The organism is Streptomyces violaceorubidus (assembly GCF_000717995.1).
Lineage (GTDB): Bacteria > Actinomycetota > Actinomycetes > Streptomycetales > Streptomycetaceae > Streptomyces > Streptomyces violaceorubidus.
The window spans coordinates 839,160-855,467 of record NZ_JODM01000001.1 but is presented as its reverse complement, the minus strand read 5'-3'; the positions used below and the strand labels follow the sequence as shown (position 1 = coordinate 855,467).

General features: G+C 70.8%; 16 protein-coding genes. 9 read left to right on the top strand and 7 right to left on the bottom strand.

The window, feature by feature from the left end; translation table 11 throughout:
- Both IE94_RS0103975 and IE94_RS0103970 read left to right on the top strand, forming a co-directional pair.
- Positions 1–263: peptidoglycan recognition protein family protein (locus tag IE94_RS0103975; RefSeq protein ID WP_030145959.1), on the top strand; the 263-nt coding region annotated here is incomplete at its 5' end.
- Between the two features lie 94 nt (positions 264–357).
- Positions 358–1,266, top strand: a complete 909-nt coding sequence (locus IE94_RS0103970) for a 1-aminocyclopropane-1-carboxylate deaminase/D-cysteine desulfhydrase (protein ID WP_030145958.1) — start codon at positions 358–360, stop codon at positions 1,264–1,266.
- A 48-nt stretch (positions 1,267–1,314) separates the two neighbouring features.
- Here IE94_RS0103970 and IE94_RS0103965 read toward each other — a convergent pair whose 3' ends face one another.
- Positions 1,315–2,907 carry a Na+/H+ antiporter gene (locus tag IE94_RS0103965; protein WP_030145957.1) on the bottom strand — a complete coding sequence of 531 codons (1,593 nt, stop codon included), beginning with the start codon at positions 2,905–2,907 and terminating at the stop codon, positions 1,315–1,317.
- 61 nt (positions 2,908–2,968) lie between these two features.
- Between IE94_RS0103965 and IE94_RS0103960 the strand changes: the two genes are divergently transcribed.
- The 3 genes from IE94_RS0103960 to IE94_RS0103950 all read left to right on the top strand — a co-directional run bounded on the left by IE94_RS0103960 (position 2,969) and on the right by IE94_RS0103950 (position 4,975).
- On the top strand, positions 2,969–3,229 hold the full coding sequence (locus IE94_RS0103960) for a UBP-type zinc finger domain-containing protein (RefSeq protein WP_030145956.1): 261 nt from the start codon (positions 2,969–2,971) through the stop codon (positions 3,227–3,229).
- A 250-nt stretch (positions 3,230–3,479) separates the two neighbouring features.
- Positions 3,480–3,893: an ATP-binding protein gene (locus IE94_RS0103955; protein WP_003973726.1), complete on the top strand. Its 414-nt coding sequence runs from the start codon at positions 3,480–3,482 to the stop codon at positions 3,891–3,893.
- Positions 3,890–4,975, top strand: coding sequence for an RNA polymerase sigma factor SigF (locus IE94_RS0103950; RefSeq protein WP_030145955.1), 1,086 nt, complete (start codon positions 3,890–3,892; stop codon positions 4,973–4,975). Before IE94_RS0103955 ends, IE94_RS0103950 begins: the two co-directional genes overlap by 4 nt.
- 46 nt (positions 4,976–5,021) lie before the next feature.
- Here the strand turns inward: IE94_RS0103950 and IE94_RS0103945 are convergent, their stop codons facing one another.
- On the bottom strand, positions 5,022–5,474 hold the full coding sequence (locus tag IE94_RS0103945) for a hypothetical protein (protein WP_030145954.1): 453 nt from the start codon (positions 5,472–5,474) through the stop codon (positions 5,022–5,024).
- 127 nt (positions 5,475–5,601) lie between these two features.
- Between IE94_RS0103945 and IE94_RS0103940 the strand changes: the two genes are divergently transcribed.
- Positions 5,602–6,570 carry a diacylglycerol/lipid kinase family protein gene (locus tag IE94_RS0103940; protein ID WP_030145953.1) on the top strand — a complete coding sequence of 323 codons (969 nt, stop codon included), beginning with the start codon at positions 5,602–5,604 and terminating at the stop codon, positions 6,568–6,570.
- Positions 6,571–6,890: 320 nt separating this feature from the next.
- Positions 6,891–7,148 (top strand): WhiB family transcriptional regulator, encoded by a 258-nt coding sequence (locus tag IE94_RS0103935; protein ID WP_003973730.1) that lies wholly within the window; start codon positions 6,891–6,893, stop codon positions 7,146–7,148.
- A 205-nt stretch (positions 7,149–7,353) separates the two neighbouring features.
- Here the strand turns inward: IE94_RS0103935 and IE94_RS0103930 are convergent, their stop codons facing one another.
- Positions 7,354–8,829: a sensor histidine kinase gene (locus tag IE94_RS0103930; RefSeq protein WP_030145952.1), complete on the bottom strand. Its 1,476-nt coding sequence runs from the start codon at positions 8,827–8,829 to the stop codon at positions 7,354–7,356.
- Positions 8,830–9,480: 651 nt separating this feature from the next.
- On the opposite strand from IE94_RS0103930, the gene nagB reads away from it, so the two are divergent.
- Complete coding sequence (gene nagB / locus IE94_RS0103925; RefSeq protein WP_030145951.1) at positions 9,481–10,266, top strand: glucosamine-6-phosphate deaminase; 786 nt, start codon at positions 9,481–9,483, stop codon at positions 10,264–10,266.
- A 76-nt stretch (positions 10,267–10,342) separates the two neighbouring features.
- Here nagB and IE94_RS0103920 read toward each other — a convergent pair whose 3' ends face one another.
- From IE94_RS0103920 to dasA, 4 genes are all read right to left on the bottom strand, one after another.
- Positions 10,343–11,833, bottom strand: coding sequence for a glycoside hydrolase family 3 protein (locus tag IE94_RS0103920; protein ID WP_030145950.1), 1,491 nt, complete (start codon positions 11,831–11,833; stop codon positions 10,343–10,345).
- A gap of 8 nt (positions 11,834–11,841) precedes the next feature.
- Positions 11,842–12,672 (bottom strand): carbohydrate ABC transporter permease, encoded by an 831-nt coding sequence (locus tag IE94_RS0103915; RefSeq protein ID WP_030145949.1) that lies wholly within the window; start codon positions 12,670–12,672, stop codon positions 11,842–11,844.
- Entirely contained in the window at positions 12,669–13,655 is a 987-nt protein-coding gene (locus tag IE94_RS0103910) for a carbohydrate ABC transporter permease (protein WP_030145948.1), read from the bottom strand. The genes IE94_RS0103915 and IE94_RS0103910 overlap by 4 nt, the downstream gene beginning before the upstream one ends.
- A gap of 88 nt (positions 13,656–13,743) precedes the next feature.
- Entirely contained in the window at positions 13,744–15,021 is a 1,278-nt protein-coding gene (dasA, locus tag IE94_RS0103905; protein WP_030145947.1) for a N,N'-diacetylchitobiose ABC transporter substrate-binding protein DasA, read from the bottom strand.
- Positions 15,022–15,474: 453 nt separating this feature from the next.
- Between dasA and IE94_RS0103900 the strand changes: the two genes are divergently transcribed.
- On the top strand, positions 15,475–16,239 hold the full coding sequence (locus IE94_RS0103900) for a GntR family transcriptional regulator (RefSeq protein WP_030145946.1): 765 nt from the start codon (positions 15,475–15,477) through the stop codon (positions 16,237–16,239).
- Positions 16,240–16,308: the final 69 nt, after the last annotated feature.

Here is a 16,308-nt window from a genome sequence, read left to right as displayed (position 1 = left end):
CGCTGCCCCGGGACAACGAGGCGAACACCGACGGCAACCGGCACTTCTACGGCTTCGAGTGCGAGAACCTCGGCGACGGCGAGGACCCCTGGCCGGCGGCGCAGCTGGACGCGATCGAGCGGGCCGCCGCGGCCGTGTGCCGCCACCACGGCTGGAACGAGCGCTCGGTGATCGGCCACCTGGAGTGGCAGCCCGGAAAGGTCGACCCGCGCGGGTTCACGATGGCGTCGATGCGGGAGCGGATCCGGGACCGGCTGAAGTGATCCCGGGACCGGCTGAAGTGATCCCGGGACCGGCCGCAGTGCGGTGTCCGGCCGAAGTGCGGTGACCGCCGCGCGGTGGCGTGACAATGGCGGGGTGACCGGCACCGACACCCGCGACCTCGCCGCCCTGCGGCCCCGTCTGCCCTCCCCCCTGCACGAGGTGGCCGACGAACGGTTCGGGCGGCGCGGTGTCCGGTTGCTGCTCAAGCGGGACGATCTGATCCACCCCGAGCTGGTCGGCAACAAATGGCGCAAGCTGGCGCCGACCCTCGCCACGGCGGGCGGCCGTGCCGTCGTCACGTTCGGCGGCGCCTACTCCAACCACCTGCGGGCCGCGGCCGCCGCGGGCCGGCTGCTCGGGCTGCCCACGGTGGGCGTGGTGCGCGGCCAGGAGCTGGCCGGCCGGCCGTTGAACCCCTCACTGGCCCGGTGCGCCGCCGACGGGATGCGGCTGCACTTCGTCGACCGCTCGACATACCGGCGCAAGGCCGAACCCGACGTCCTCGCGGCCCTGCTGCGCGCGGTGGACGCCGAGGACGCCGTGGTGGTCCCGGAGGGCGGCAGCAGCGCGGAGGCGGTACGCGGCTGCCGTGCCCTGGGCGAGGAGCTGGGCGAACACGCCGACGTGGCCGCCATCGCCTGCGGCACCGGTGGCACGCTCGCCGGGCTGGCCGCCGGGCTTCCCCGGGGGCGCCGGGCCCTCGGCATACCGGTGCTCAGAGGAGGCTTCCTGGAGGGCGACATACGGCGGCTCCAGGACCGCGCGTTCGGCGGGCCGCGCGGCGCCTGGAGCCTGGACGACCGCTTCCACCACGGCGGCTACGCCCGCACGACCCCCGGGCTGGACGCCTTCGCCGAGGACTTCGAGCGCCGCCACGGCCTCCCCCTGGAGCGCGTCTACGTCGCCAAGATGCTGTACGCCCTGCTCGCGCTCACCGAGGAGGGCGCCTTCCCGCGCGGGACGACCCTGGCGGCGGTCGTCACCGGCCGCCCCTTCCCCTGAGCGGACGGGACCGCCGGCCCGGCGCCGCCCGCACGCACATGCGTCCGCTCAGGTGGTCTCGCGGTACGCGGCGGCCTCCTCCAGGTCCAGCCGGCGCAGCAGTGTCCGAAGCATCTCGTCGTCGATGTAGCGGCCGTCCCGCAGCCGGACGAAGACCTCGCGCTCGGCGCTGATCATCTTCCGGGAGAGCCGCCGGTAGGTGTCGTCGACGGTCTCGCCGGTGATGGGATTGACCTGGCCGAGCCGTTCCCAGACGGCGTTGCGGCGGCGCTCCAGGACCATGCGCAGGCGGTCGGCGAGCGGGGCCGGCAGGGCGTTGCGCTCGTCGGCCAGGAGCTCGTCCAGGCGCCGCTCGGCGGCCCGCGAGGCCTGTGCCTGCGCGTTGGCCTCCGCCAGCGTCTCGGCCTGCAGGTCGTGCGCGGGGAACTTCAGCAGCCGGATCAGCGGCGGCAGGCTGACGCCCTGGACGACCAGCGTGCCGATGACGGTCGTGAAGGTGAGGAACAGGACGAGGTTGCGCTCGGGGAAGGGTTCGCCGCCGTGCACGGTGAGCGGGATGGAGAAGGCGATGGCCAGGGAGACCACGCCCCGCATCCCGGCCCAGCCGATCACGAACGGCGCCTTCCAGGAGAGGTCGCCCTCGCGCGCGCGTACCCGTGCCGACAGCCGGGGCAGGAAGGTCGCCGGGTACACCCACACGAACCGCGCCACGGCGACCACCAGGAACACCGCGAGGGCGTACCAGGCGGCGTCGATCCCCTCGTACTCCCCCAGGCCCTTGAGGACGACGGGCAGCTGGAGCCCGATGAGGGCGAACACGGCCGACTCCAGGACGAACGCGACCATCTTCCACACCGCCTCCTCCTGGAGCCGGGTGGCGAAATCGACCTCCCACGCGCGGTGCCCCAGGTAGAGCGCGACCACGACCACCGCGAGCACCCCCGAGGCGTGCACCTGCTCGGCGACCGCGTAGGCGACGAACGGGATCAGCAGGGAGAGGGTGTTCTGCAGCAGCGCCTCCTTCAGGTGGGAGCGCAGCCAGTGCAGCGGCACCATCATGACCAGTCCGACGCCGACGCCGCCCACCGCCGCGATCAGGAACTCGCCCATCCCGCCTGCCCAGGTCGCGCCCTCGCCGACGGCCGCCGCGAGTGCCACCTTGAAGGCGGTGATGGCGGTGGCGTCGTTCACCAGGGACTCGCCCTGCAAAATCGTGGTGATCCGGGAGGGCAGTCCCACCCGGCGGGCGACCGCCGTGGCCGCGACGGCGTCCGGCGGGGCCACGACCGCGCCGAGCACCAGGGCCGCGGTCAGGGGCAGCCCCGGCACGATGAGGTAGGCCGCGCAGCCGACGACGAAGGTGGCGAACAGGACGTACCCCACGGACAGCAGCGCCACGGGCCGGGCCTGCGCCCGCAGATCCAGGTAGGAGCTGTCGGTGGCCGCCGTGTAGAGCAGCGGGGGCAGCAGCAGGGGCAGGACGATGTGCGGGTCGAGGGTGTAGTCGGGCACACCGGGCACATAACTCACCGCCAGACCCGCCGCGACCAGCAGCAGCGGCACCGGCACCGGCACGCGCCGTCCCGCCCCCGCGACCGCGGCGCTGCCCGCCACCAGCAACAGCAGCGGCATCACGTCCATCGTCCTCGCCCGCCCTCGTATTCCGCGCGGTCATCCGCACGCCCGTCGTAACCTGGCAATCATGAAACAGTGCACGCACGCCGACGCGCTGCCGCACCCGGAACCCGAGCCGTGCGGCGAGACCTGTCCGGAGTGCCTGGCGCAGGGCACGGACCCGGTGCAGCTCAGGCTGTGTCTCACCTGCGGCCACGTCGGCTGCTGCGACTCCTCGCCGAGGCAGCACGCGACGGCGCATTACAAGGAGACCGGTCACCCGGTGATGCGGACCTTCGAGCCCGGGGAGAGCTGGCGCTGGTGCTTCGTCGATCACGTCCTGGTGTGACCTCGGTGCGGGACGGTTCGACCGTCTGACGTCTGGGTACGTCAACCCGGCGCGCGCTCTTCCGATTTGAGCCCGCCAACCCCCTAGCCACTGTGCGTGTTCGCGTGTTTACTATGAGTGACAGCATGGGGTTGGGGTCTCGGGGACAGGAAACTTCGGAGCGCGATAACGTCACCGCTGAACCACGTGTCGCGTTAACCCGGGGGGCGTCCCTCGGCCCTGTAACGCTTGTACCACCTTGGAGGTGAGGGTGTCCCAGATCGCAGGCGAGCCCGCGACCCAGGACTTCGTCGAAGTCCGGCTGCCGGCCGCGGGTGCCTACCTGTCGGTGCTGCGTACGGCGACGGCCGGCCTCGCAGCCCGTTTGGACTTCACCCTCGACGAGATCGAGGACCTGCGCATCGCAGTCGACGAGGCCTGCGCGATCCTGCTCCAGCAGGCCGTGCCCGGCTCGGTGCTCAGTTGCGTCTTCCGCCTCGTCGACGACTCGCTCGAAGTCACCGTCTCAGCGCCGACCACGGACGGCCACGCCCCCTCGCGGGACACCTTCGCCTGGACGGTGCTCTCCGCCCTCGCGGGCAAGGTCTCCTCCGCCGTGGACGAGGACAAAACCGTTTCGATCAGCCTCTACAAACAGCGCGGCGCGGGACCCGGGCCGACGTGAGGGACGGGGACGGGCCGGTGCGGGACGAAGAGCGCGGTACACGGAAGCTGCCGGCCGAGGGCACACGTTCTCCGAACGAGGCACGACGCACGGCGGACGGCATCGACGGCATCCCCGAGCAGGCCCGGCCGCATCCGGAGGACGAGACCTCGCCCGAGGCCGCCTTTCCGGGCGACGGGCAGCGGACCGGGGAGGCCCCCGTCCGGCCCGTCCGAGCGGAGGCGGGGGCTCGGGAAAGGGCAACGGGCGGGACGATGAGCGAGCACGAGCGACACTCCGAGGGCCACACGCCGGGCGCACGGGGCGCTCAGGGCACACGGCACGACCCGCAGGACCGCAGCGGTGCGCGCCTCCTGTTCGCCGAGCTGCGCACACTGACGAAGGACAGCCCGGAGTACGCGGAGCTGCGCAACCGGCTGGTCCGGATGCACCTGCCGCTGGTCGAGCACCTCGCGCGCCGCTTCCGCAACCGCGGGGAGCCCCTGGACGACCTCACCCAGGTCGCCACCATCGGGCTGATCAAGTCGGTGGACCGCTTCGACCCGGACCGCGGAGTGGAGTTCTCCACCTACGCGACCCCGACGGTCGTGGGCGAGATCAAGCGGCACTTCCGGGACAAGGGCTGGGCGGTGCGCGTGCCGCGCCGGCTCCAGGAGCTGCGGCTGGCCCTGACGACGGCCACGGCGGAGCTCTCCCAGCTGCACGGCCGCTCCCCGACGGTCCACGAGCTCGCCGAGAAGCTGTCGATCTCGGAGGAGGAAGTCCTCGAGGGCCTGGAGTCGGCCAACGCGTACTCCACCCTGTCCCTGGACGTCCCGGACACCGACGACGAGTCCCCGGCGGTCGCCGACACCCTCGGCGCCGAGGACGAGGCCCTCGAAGGGGTGGAGTACCGGGAGTCGCTCAAGCCGCTCCTGGAGGACCTGCCCCCGCGCGAGAAGCGCATCCTGCTCCTGCGCTTCTTCGGCAACATGACCCAGTCCCAGATCGCGCAAGAGGTCGGGATCTCGCAGATGCACGTCTCCCGGCTGCTGGCCCGCACGCTGGCGGAGCTGCGGGAGAAGCTGCTGGTCGAGGAGTAGCCGCCGGGCCGCGTCCCCTGGGCGCCGTCATCGGGCGCCCCCGGAGCTACTTCTCGGCGCTGCCCGGCCCCCGGATGCCCAGCGCCTGGGTGGTGGTGGGATTGACGAGCAGGACCAGCGCGGCGACGGCCACGACTCCGAGCACGATGCCGGACGGAACGGCCAGGCTGTCCGCCCGCACCATGTTGTAGGCGACGGGCAGGGCCATGATCTGCGTGATCACGGCGGGTCCCCGGCTCCAGCCCTTGCGGCCGATCAGTCCGCGGGCGGCGAGCAGGGGCAGCAGGGCCAGGACGATCAGCGTGACGCCGCCGGTGACGGCCGAGGTCCGGTCGTCCGGGTGCCCGGTGAGGCCCTCCACGAGGATCCAGGCACCGCCGACGACGAGCGCCAGCCCCTCCAGGGCGGCGAGGGCGGCCGCGGCGGTCACCCGGCCGGGGCGGGGGCCGGCCTCTTCGGCGGCCGTGGAGGTGGGGGCGGGGATCTGCTCACTGCTCACCCCTGAAGGGTAGCCCTCGGTGTGCGGGCGCCCGCCCGGGTGTCGGGCGTATCCCGGGCACGGTGCGCGGGTGGGGTTCTTCACCTCGGTCTGGGCCGAGTACCACCCAGTAGGTACCCTGCACACCATGCGTGCACTTCTCGTGGTCAATCCGGCGGCAACCACCACGAGCGCGCGCACGCGCGACGTGTTGATCCACGCCCTGGCGAGCGAGATGAAGCTGGAAGCGGTCACCACCGAGTACCGCGGCCACGCGCGCGACCTCGGCCGGCAGGCGGCGCAGAGCGACGACGTCGACCTGGTGGTGGCCCTCGGCGGCGACGGCACGGTGAACGAGGTGGTCAACGGTCTGCTGCACGCGGGCCCCGACCCCGATCACCTGCCCGGTCTGGCGGTGGTTCCCGGCGGTTCCACCAACGTCTTCGCCCGCGCCCTCGGTCTGCCCAACCACGCGGTGGAGGCCACCGGAGCCCTGCTGGACGCCCTGCGCCAAGGCAGTGAGCGCACCGTCGGTCTGGGCCTGGCGTCGGGTACGCCGGGCTCGGAGGACGAGGCGGTTCCGGCCCGCTGGTTCACCTTCAACGCCGGTCTGGGTTTCGACGCCGGTGTGGTCGGCCGCGTCGAGCAGCATCGCGAGCGCGGCAAGAAGTCGACGCACGCCCTCTACGTCCGCCAGGTGGTGCGCCAGCTCATCGGCGAGCCGCACCGCCGCAGCGGGACGATCACCCTGGAGCGGGCGGGCGAGGACCCGGTCACCGATCTGGTGCTGTCCATAGTGTCGAACACCTGCCCCTGGACCTTCCTCGGGAACCGCCCGATCTACGCCTCCCCGAAGGCGTCGTTCGACACCGCGCTCGACGTCTTCGGCCTCAGCCGCCTGTCCACGGCCGCCGTCGCCCGGTATGGCACCCAGTTGCTCACTTCGTCCCCCGAGCGGGGGCCGCGCGGTCGGCACGCGGTCGCCCTGCACGACCTGACCGACTTCACCTTGCATTCGAAGGTGCCCCTGCCCCTCCAGATGGACGGTGACCACCTGGGCTTGCGAACCAGCGTGACGTTCACAGGCGTACGCCGTGCACTGCGTGTGATTGTGTGAGCAGAAGGGGCGAAAGTCCTTTCACTCGAACGTTTAGACCAGGGTCCACCCCATGGAAGTACGGCTGTGACCTAGTCGACACCGAAGAATCAAAAAAAACTTTCCGGAAGGGGTTGTATCCGCCGCCGAGGTTTGCGAGTCTCTTCTTGGCGATCGGGACAGCCCGCAGGACCGGCATCCACAGATCACCGGAACCCCTCTTCAAACCACAGGACCACGCCAGGGAACCTGGCTGTAGGCCCTTCCCTTGTTGAGGGATTCGTGAAAGCGTTCACATTCACAAGCAGCCCAGCATGTAATACCAAGGAGAGGTAGCAGCCATGGACTGGCGTCACCGCGCCGTTTGCCGCGAGGAAGACCCCGAGCTCTTCTTCCCCATCGGCAACACCGGTCCCGCGCTGCTGCAGATCGAGGAAGCCAAGGCCGTCTGCCGTCGCTGCCCCGTCATGGAGCAGTGCCTGCAGTGGGCGCTCGAGTCCGGCCAGGACTCCGGCGTCTGGGGTGGTCTCAGCGAGGACGAGCGCCGCGCGATGAAGCGCCGTGCCGCCCGCAACCGGGCTCGTCAGGCCTCCGCCTGACAACCCACCCCTACTGACAGCCTCAGCTTGGCGGCGCGTACAGCGAGTACGCATCCCCCGCTCCCGAGCCGCAGCGCGCAGTACCCCCCGATGCTCATCGGACGATGTATCGCACGAGCACTGGCCTCGGACCTTCACCGGTCCGGGGCTTTTTGCTGTTGGCGCCTCTCCGCGTCGCGAGCCGCTGCCCCGCCCTGCTTCTCTCCTACTTCTCGGCGGGCACCGGGATGTCCAGGATCACCCGGGTGCCGCGCTCCGCGGCGGGGACCATGTCGAAGCTGCCGCCCAGCTCGCCCGCCACCAGGGTGCGGACGATCTGCAGGCCGAGGTTGCCGGAGCGGTTCGGGTCGAAGCCCTCGGGCAGGCCCACGCCGTCGTCCTGGACGGTGACCAGCAGCCGGGCCTCCTTCGTCGTACCGCCGCGGACCGCGGAGACCTCGACCGTGCCGGTGTCGCCGTCCCGGAAGCCGTGCTCCAGGGCGTTCTGCAGCACCTCGGTCAGGACCATGGACAGCGGAGTGGCGACCTCGGCGTCGAGGATGCCGAAGCGTCCGGTGCGCCGGCCGGTGACCTTGCCCGGCGAGATCTCCGCCACCATCGCGAGCACGCGGTCGGCGATCTCGTCGAACTCCACGCGCTCGTCCAGGTTCTGGGAGAGCGTCTCGTGCACGATCGCGATCGAGCCCACCCGGCGCACGGCCTCCTCCAGCGCCTCGCGGCCCCGGTCCGACTCGATGCGCCGGGCTTGCAGACGCAGCAGGGCCGCCACGGTCTGGAGGTTGTTCTTCACCCGGTGGTGGATCTCCCGGATGGTGGCGTCCTTGGTGATCAACTCGCGCTCACGGCGACGCAGTTCCGTCACGTCCCGCAGGAGCACCAGGGAACCGATGCGGGTGCCCTTGGGCTTGAGCGGGATGGCGCGGAACTGGATCACCCCGTCGTGTGCCTCGATCTCGAACTCGCGCGGGGCCCAGCCGCTGGCGACCTTGGCGAGGGCCTCGTCCACCGGGCCGCGGGAGGGGGCGAGTTCGGCGGTGGTGCGGCCGAGGTGATGTCCCACCAGGTCCGCGGCGAGCCCCATGCGGTGGTAGGCGGACAGGGCGTTCGGGGAGGCGTACTGGACGATGCCGTCGCCGTCGACCCGGATCAGGCCGTCGCCGACGCGCGGTGAGGCGTCCATGTCGACCTGCTGGTTCTCGAACGGGAAGGCACCGGCCGCGATCATCTGGGCCAGGTCCGAGGCGCTTTGCAGGTAGGTGAGCTCCAGACGGCTCGGGGTGCGCACGGTGAGCAGGTTGGTGTTGCGGGCGATGACTCCGAGGACGCGGCCCTGGCGGCGTACGGGGATGGACTCGACGCGGACCGGGACCTCCTCGCGCCACTCGGGGTCGCCCTCGCGCACGATGCGGCCCTCGTCCAGGGCGGCGTCCAGCATGGGCCGCCGGCCGCGCGGGACGAGGTGGCCGACCATGTCGTCCTGGTACGAGGTGGGTCCGGTGTTGGGCCGCATCTGGGCGACGGAGACGTAGCGCGTGCCGTCGCGGGTGGGGACCCACAGGACCAGGTCGGCGAAGGAGAGGTCGGAGAGGAGCTGCCACTCCGAGACCAGCAGATGCAGCCACTCGAGGTCGGAGTCGTCGAGCGCGGTGTGCTGGCGTACGAGTTCGTTCATGGAGGGCACGGGGCTGAGCGTACCTGGCGGTACGGACGGCGATCGAAACCAGCCACTGCGCACTGCTCCCCCGCTCCCGGACGCGGCTCGGAAGGCGCCCGGAGACACCCGCGGGCCGCGGCGCCTGGGAGGGACCCTCAACCCTCCCGGCACCGCAGCCCGGAGCAACATCGGCCGTGGGGTGTGCGGTCCCGGTCGGCCGAAGGATGAGGAGCCGGGGCAGTCAGGGCAGAGAGCTCCGGTTCCTCGGTCCGTCCTCCTGTGCGGGGAGGGCGGAAGCCTGACGATCACCTTGCGCGAGTGACACGGTCGGTGTCTCGGTGACCATTGTGGACTAGACCACTAACCGTGTCCATGCGGTGGACGTCGTTTGTTGTTGGTGACTACTGCCGACCGCACCGCCATCCGGAGCAGCCGCCAGAAGCCTAACCCTGATGGGCCAACCTCGGGGCCGGACCGCCGGGGCAATTTCCGCGAGCGCCTCCCGGGAAGCCGGGTGGACGCCACGAGGCGTCCACCGACCTGGCACCAGCGCCGCCGCGGCACCACTCGCCTGACCGTTTCGGCGCGCTCGCGCGGCCCCGCTCTGTTAGATTGGTCTAAACCACATAGCCAGTCCCGGGCCCCGGGTGAGTCCTCTCTTCGAAACGGCAGGCCAGCGTGGAAGTTGTCATCGTTCCCGATGCCAAGGCGGGCGGCGAACTCATAGCCGAGGCCATGGCGCAGCTGCTCCGGCGCAAGCCCGACGCCCTGCTCGGGGTGGCCACCGGCTCGACGCCGCTGCCCGTGTACGAGGCGCTGGCGGCCAAGGTGCGTTCGGGTGCCGTGGACACCGCGCGGGCGCGGATCGCCCAGCTCGACGAGTACGTGGGGCTGCCCGCGGAGCACCCGGAGTCGTACCGCTCGGTGCTCCGGCGCGAGGTGCTCGAACCGCTGGGCATCGCCATGGACGCGTTCATGGGCCCCGACGGCACGGCCGCGGACGTGCAGGCGGCGTGCGAGGCCTACGACGAGGCGCTCGGCGGGGCCGGTGGCGTCGACCTCCAACTGCTGGGCATCGGCACCGACGGGCACATCGGTTTCAACGAGCCGTGCTCCTCGCTCGCCTCGCGGACGCGGATCAAGACCCTGACCGAGCAGACCCGGGTCGACAACGCGCGCTTCTTCGACGGCGACATCGAGCAGGTGCCGCACCACGTGATCACCCAGGGCATCGGCACCATCCTGGAGGCGCGGCACGTGGTTCTGCTCGCCACCGGCGAGGGGAAGGCCGACGCGGTCGCCGCGAGCGTCGAGGGCCCGGTCGCGGCCGTGTGCCCGGCCTCCGCGCTGCAGTTGCACCCGCACGCCACGGTCGTCGTCGACGAGGCCGCCGCGTCCAAGCTGAAGCTCGCCGACTACTTCCGGCACACCTACGCCCACAAGCCGGACTGGCAGGGCCTCTGACCGTCCCCCCGCCCCATACGAAAGGCGCCGGCCCCGCCAAGGGACCGGCGCCTTCGGTGTGACGGCGAGGTGGGCGTCAGGCGCCCGCGACGGCCTCCGCCGCCGCGATGCCGCAGACGCGGGCCGCGCCGTGGGTGGCCAGATGGACGGCGCCGCGGGGCTCCGCCCGGGGGACGCCCATCTCGACGACGATCGTGTCGGGGCGGGCCGCCAGCAGGACGTCGAGGGCCGCGGCCATCCACGGGTGGCGGTGCTCGTCCCGGACGACGGCGACGATACGGCGGCTGCCCGCCGCCGCCAGGGCCTCGCGCCCGGCGTCGGCCCCGTTGAAGCTGCCGGTTTCGGTGCCCGGCAGCAGGCGGCACAGCTCGGCGGCCACGCCCCACGGGGTCTCGTCGCCCACCGCGATGTTCGCCACCGGGGTGAGCGCGGCGACGTACGGCGGCTCGGCGAGCGGGACCTGGTCCCCGGCGACGGTCACGCGCAGCGCACGGCGTGCCGCACGCAGGCCCACGTCGCCGTCGGCGGTGTCCGAAGCCCCGTCGGCGGGACGGTTCGCCGCGGCCCAGCGGGACAGGGACCGTACGCGTTCCGCCGCGTCGGCCAGGCGCTCCTCGGGCAGTTCGCCCGTGCGGACGGCCTCGACCAGCGCGTCGCTCAGCCGGAGGACGGTGCCCTCGTCGTGCAGGCCGCCGCCCACGCAGATCGCGTCGGCACCCGCGGCGATGGCCAGGACCGTGCCGCGCTCGATGCCGTACGTGCCCGCGATGGCCTTCATCTCGATGCCGTCGGTGACGATGAGCCCGTCGTAGCCCAACTCGCCCCGGAGCAGATCGGTGAGGATGCGGCGGGACAACGTTGCCGGACGGTCCGGGTCCAGGGCCGGGACCAGGATGTGGGCGCTCATCACCGCGCGGCTGCCGGCCGCGACGGCCGCGCGGAACGGGACCAGGTCGCGCTCCGCCAGCACGTCGGCGTCCACGTCGATGCGCGGCATGGCGTGGTGGGAGTCGATGCCCGTGTCGCCGTGGCCGGGGAAGTGCTTGGCGCAGGTGGCCACGCCCGCGGACTGCATCCCGGTGATGTAGGCCGCGGTGTGCCGGGCGACCAGGTCGGTGTCGGCGCCGAAGGCCCGCACGCCGATGACGGGGTTGTCCGGGTTGGAGTTCACGTCGGCGGACGGCGCCCAGTTGAAGTTGACGCCCGCGGCCGCGAGCCGGCGGCCCAGTTCCGCGGCCACCGCCCGGGTGAGTCCGACGTCGTCCACCGCGCCGAGGGCGTGGTTGCCGGGGAAGGAGGAGCCGGTGCGCACCTCCAGCCGGGTGACGTCGCCGCCCTCCTCGTCGATGGCGACCAGCAGGTCCTCGCGCTCGGCGCGCAGCTGTGCGGTCAGGGCGGCCACCTGCTCGGGCGAGGTGACGTTGCGCCCGAACAGGGCGACGGAGGCCAGCCCTTCGCCGATACGGCGCAGCAGCCAGTCGGGGGCCGTGGTGCCGGCGAAGCCGGGCTGGAGGACGGTGAGCGCGTCGCGCGTGAGGGTGTCGGTGGCCCTTGCGAGGGTCGTCATCGGTGGTGCTATCCCTTCACGGCGCCGGCGGTCAGGCCGCTGACGGCCTTGCGCTGGAGGTAGACGAAGAGGATCAGGATCGGGACGGCGAACAGGGAGGAGGCGGCCATGGTGGCGCCCCAGTTGTCGCCGAAGACGGTCTGGAAGCTGGTCAGCCACAGCGGCAGGGTCTGGGACTCCGCCTCCTTGTTGACGACCAGGACGAGGGGCAGCTCGTTCCAGGCGGTGATGAAACCGAACATCGAGGTGGACATCAGGCCCGGGGCGAGCAGCGGCAGGATGACGCGGCGAAAGGCCTGGGTCCGGGTGCAGCCGTCGACCATCGCCGACTCCTCCAGTTCCCTCGGCACGGCGGCGACGAAGCCGCGGAGCGTCAGGATGGTGAAGGGCAGGATCATCATCATGTAGAAGAGCGTGAGCGGCACCAGGCTGTTCAGCATGGACGCGTCGCGCACGATCATGTAGATCGCGATGACCATGACTTCCCAGGGCGCCATCTGGGCGAGCATGAAGCCGACGATGAAGCCGCGCCGCCCCTTGAACCGCATCCGGGCCAGGGCGAAGGACCCGGCCAGCGCGATGATCAGCGAGAAGACGACCGCGCAGACGGTGACGATGAGCGAGTTGCTCACGTACGTCCAAAAGTGGTCGGCCTCGGTCGCGGTCTTGAAGTGCTCGAAGGTGACGTCGGTCGGGAACCAGACCGGGTCCTCCGAGATGATGTCACCGGTCGGCTTGAAGGCCGTGGCGAACATCCAGTAGACGGGGAAGACGAGGCCGATGAACAGGACGACGGCCGTGGCGTTGGGCCACACGCGGCCGAAGAGCGAGCGCTTCACAGCTCGTCCTCCTCTTGCTTGAGCACGATCCTGAGGTAGTACGCGGTCAGGCCGAGCAGGATCAGGATGGTCAGGACCGCGATCGCCGCACCCATGCCGTAGTGCTGGTTGCCGACGCCCTCGATGTAGGCGTAGACGGGCAGGATCTCGGTGAGACGGTCCGGTCCGCCGCCGTTGAACGTGTAGACCTGCACGAACGCCTTGAAGATCCAGATGATCTCCAGGAACGTCGTCGCGTAGAGGAACGGACGCAGGAACGGCAGGGTGACCGAGGTGAAGCTGCGCCACGTGCCGGCCCCGTCCAGGGCCGCGGCCTCGTACAGCTCGCCGGGGATGGTGGTGGTCGCCGCGTACAGGTTGATCGCGACGAACGGCACGGACATCCACACGATCAGCACGGTGACGACGAAGAAGGTCGAGAACTGGCTGCCGGTCCAGCTGAAGTCGGCCATGGAGTGCCAGCCGAGCTTGTCGAGCACCCAGTTGACGACGCCGAAGCGCTGGGCGAACAGCCACTGGTAGACGGTGGTCGCGGCCACCACGGGCATGGCCCACGCCAGCACCAGGCCGATCATCAGCACGAACCGCATCGCCCTGCCGAGGCGGGCGAGCAGCAGGCCGATCAGACCGCCCACCAGCATGGTGAGGACGACGTTGACCGCGGTGAAGACGATGGAGCGGAGGGTGACGCGCCAGAAGTCCTCGCCGGTGAGGACCTCCTTGTAGTTGTCGAAGCCGGTCCACTCGGTGACGTGCTGGATCAGCTGCGCCATGTTGAGGTTCTGGAAGGACAGCAGGCCGTCCTTCAGCAGCGGCCAGCCGAGCAGCAGCACGGTGGCCGCGGCGGCGGGCAGCAGCAGCAGATACGGGGCCAGCGCGCCGGCGCGCGAGGCGGCCCTCGCTTTCGGCCCGCCGGTTCCCCCACCGTCCGCCTTGCGGACGTCCGACGGGCCTGAGGGCGGCCGTTCGGTCTGCACGGTCATGCTCGGGGTCTCTCTCTTCTCGACCTGTTCACCTCGACGCCGGGGCGGGGGCCGTCGTGTGGCAGCCCCCGCCCCGGCTCACCCGGTGCTACTGCTGCTGCGCCAGGCGCTTGTTGAACTCGCCCTCGACCTGCTTGGCGGCCTCGGCGGGGGACTTCCCCTTCATGACGGCCGTCAGGTACGTCTTGATCGGGTTCGGGTCGTTCTCGACCGCGGCCCACTCCGGGATCAGCGGGGTGGTGTCACCGGTACCGGCGGCCGGCGCGGCGGCCTCGGCGGCGGCGTTGCCCTTCAGGTTGCCCTGCAGCGCCTCCTTGTTCGGGATGACGCCGTTGGCCTTGGCCAGCCCGCCCTCGTACTTGTCGGAGAGCGCGAGCTTCAGGAACTCCTTGGCCAGCTCCTGCTTCTTGCTGCCGGCTGCGACGGCCAGGTTGGAGCCGCCGAGGAAGACGCCCTCGGGCTTGCCGGCCGCGGCGCCCGGGATGGTGAAGTAGCCGAGGTCCTTCTCGATCGCCGGGTTGGTGGCGATCGCCGTGGCACCCTCCCAGCCCATGCCGATGAAGGAGCCGGTCTTGCCCTTGGCGAAGATCTCACCCTGCTGCGGGGTGGCCTCGTCCTTGTCCTTGGGCGCCTTGGAGAGGGCCTGGAACTTCTTGTAGGTCTCGGTGGCGGCGGCGATCTTCGGGTCGGAGAGGTTGGAGACGTACTTGTCGCCGTCCTTCTTGACCAGCTCGGCGCCCTCGCCGATGGCCAGGCCCACGAAGTGGTACCAGTTCTGGCCGGGCAGGTAGATCGGCTCGGCGTCGGTCTTCTCGCCGATCGTCTTGAGGTCGTTGTAGAACTCGTCGCGGGTCTTGGGCGTCTCCTTGATGCCCGCGTCCGCCCAGATCTTCTTGTTGTAGACGACGACGCGGTTCACCACGAACCAAGGGGCCGCGTACTGCTTGCCGTCGAAGACGGCGGACTTGTTGAGGGACTCGGACCAGTCGGTGCCGATCTCACCCTTGAGGTCGCTCAGGTCGGCGAGGCCGCCGGTCTTGGCGTAGGCCGGGGTCTGGGTGTTGCCGATCTCGAAGACGTCGGGGGGGTTCTCCTCGGAGAGGGCGGTGGTCAGCTTCTGCTGGATGCCGTTCCACTTCTGGATCTCGAACTTGACCTTGGCCTTGGTCTTCGCCTCGAACTCCTTGGCGAGGTCGGCCTGCCAGTCGTCCGGCGAGGAGCCGTCCATCACCCAGACGGTGAGCGTCTGGCCGGCGTAGCCGTCGGCCCCGGCCTTCTTGCCGTCGTCGTCGCTGTCGCCCCCGCACGCGGCGATCGAGACCATCATGCCCGCGATACCGATCGCGGCTATAAGCTTGCGCTTCACGCCAACCCTCCTCAGGGATGCCACACAACCCCCCTGCCTCCCCGCGGTTGCTCGTCGACGCGGACCGCCCATGGGGCCGGGACCTGGACCAATGGTGTAGACCAGTACGGGGAGCTTGGCCCAGACCAATAGGACTGTCAAGGGTGTTCAAACTGAGCCCCCGCGTCCGTGATGGGACCGAGATATGCAGGGACCTTTCATTGCGCAAGCGACAGTTCGGGCGGACCGGGACCGGGTGTACCACCCCCACCGAATGACGCGCACGGACGGCTCCGAACGCGCACACCAGGGGCGCCCGACGCATCTGTGGACTAGACCAAGGGTGTTCCCGCGGGTATACAGAAGGGATCACGGAGCGTGCGGGGCCATCCCGGCACGAAGCCGTGCCACGATGTGAGCCGTGGCCGACAGGGATAGCGGTCGCTTCGGCACCCGGAGCCGGGAAGGCAGAGCATGAGCACCGACGTCAGCAGTGCGGAGAACGAGGGTGGGGCGACCGTCCGTACCGCGCGCGTGCCCAAGTACTACCGACTGAAGAAGCATCTGCTGGACATGACCCGGACCCAGACCCCGGGCACGCCGGTCCCGCCCGAGCGCACCCTGGCCGCCGAGTTCGACACCTCGCGCACCACCGTGCGCCAGGCCCTCCAGGAGCTGGTCGTCGAGGGCCGCCTGGAGCGCATCCAGGGCAAGGGCACCTTCGTGGCCAAGCCCAAGGTGTCACAGGCGCTGCAACTCACCTCGTACACCGAGGACATGCGGGCCCAGGGACTCGAACCCACCTCGCAGCTGCTGGACATCGGCTACATCACCGCCGACGACCGGCTCGCCGCCCTGCTCGACATCACGGCCGGCGGCCGGGTGCTGCGCATCGAGCGGCTGCGCATGGCCAACGGCGAGCCGATGGCCATCGAGACCACCCACCTCAGCGCCAAGCGCTTCCCCGCCCTGCGCCGCTCCCTCGTGAAGTACACGTCCCTCTACACCGCGCTCGCCGAGGTGTACGACGTCCATCTCGCCGAGGCCGAGGAGACCATCGAGACCTCACTGGCCACCCCGCGCGAGGCCGGACTGCTCGGCACCGACGTGGGCCTGCCCATGCTGATGCTCTCCCGTCACTCGCAGGACCGCACCGGCCAGCCGGTGGAGTGGGTGCGCTCGGTGTACCGGGGCGACCGCTACAAGTTCGTGGCACGCCTCAAGCGGCCCCAGGACTAGGGACATGTCCGGCATGCCTCCCCGCTCAGCGGCGTCACGTTGCAGTTGGGGACCGATATACGGACGAGG

Bases quoted from the DNA above. Each gene is read 5' to 3' on its own strand.
- IE94_RS0103935 (WP_003973730.1), top strand. From the start codon at position 6,891: ATGGACTGGCGTCACCGCGCCGTTTGCCGCGAGGAAGACCCCGAGCTC.
- IE94_RS0103900 (WP_030145946.1), top strand. From the start codon at position 15,475: ATGAGCACCGACGTCAGCAGTGCGGAGAACGAGGGTGGGGCGACCGTC.
- IE94_RS0103940 (WP_030145953.1), top strand. From the start codon at position 5,602: ATGCGTGCACTTCTCGTGGTCAATCCGGCGGCAACCACCACGAGCGCG.
- IE94_RS0103920 (WP_030145950.1), bottom strand. From the start codon at position 11,833: ATGACGACCCTCGCAAGGGCCACCGACACCCTCACGCGCGACGCGCTC.
- IE94_RS0103910 (WP_030145948.1), bottom strand. From the start codon at position 13,655: ATGACCGTGCAGACCGAACGGCCGCCCTCAGGCCCGTCGGACGTCCGC.
- IE94_RS0103960 (WP_030145956.1), top strand. From the start codon at position 2,969: ATGAAACAGTGCACGCACGCCGACGCGCTGCCGCACCCGGAACCCGAG.
- IE94_RS0103965 (WP_030145957.1), bottom strand. From the start codon at position 2,907: ATGGACGTGATGCCGCTGCTGTTGCTGGTGGCGGGCAGCGCCGCGGTC.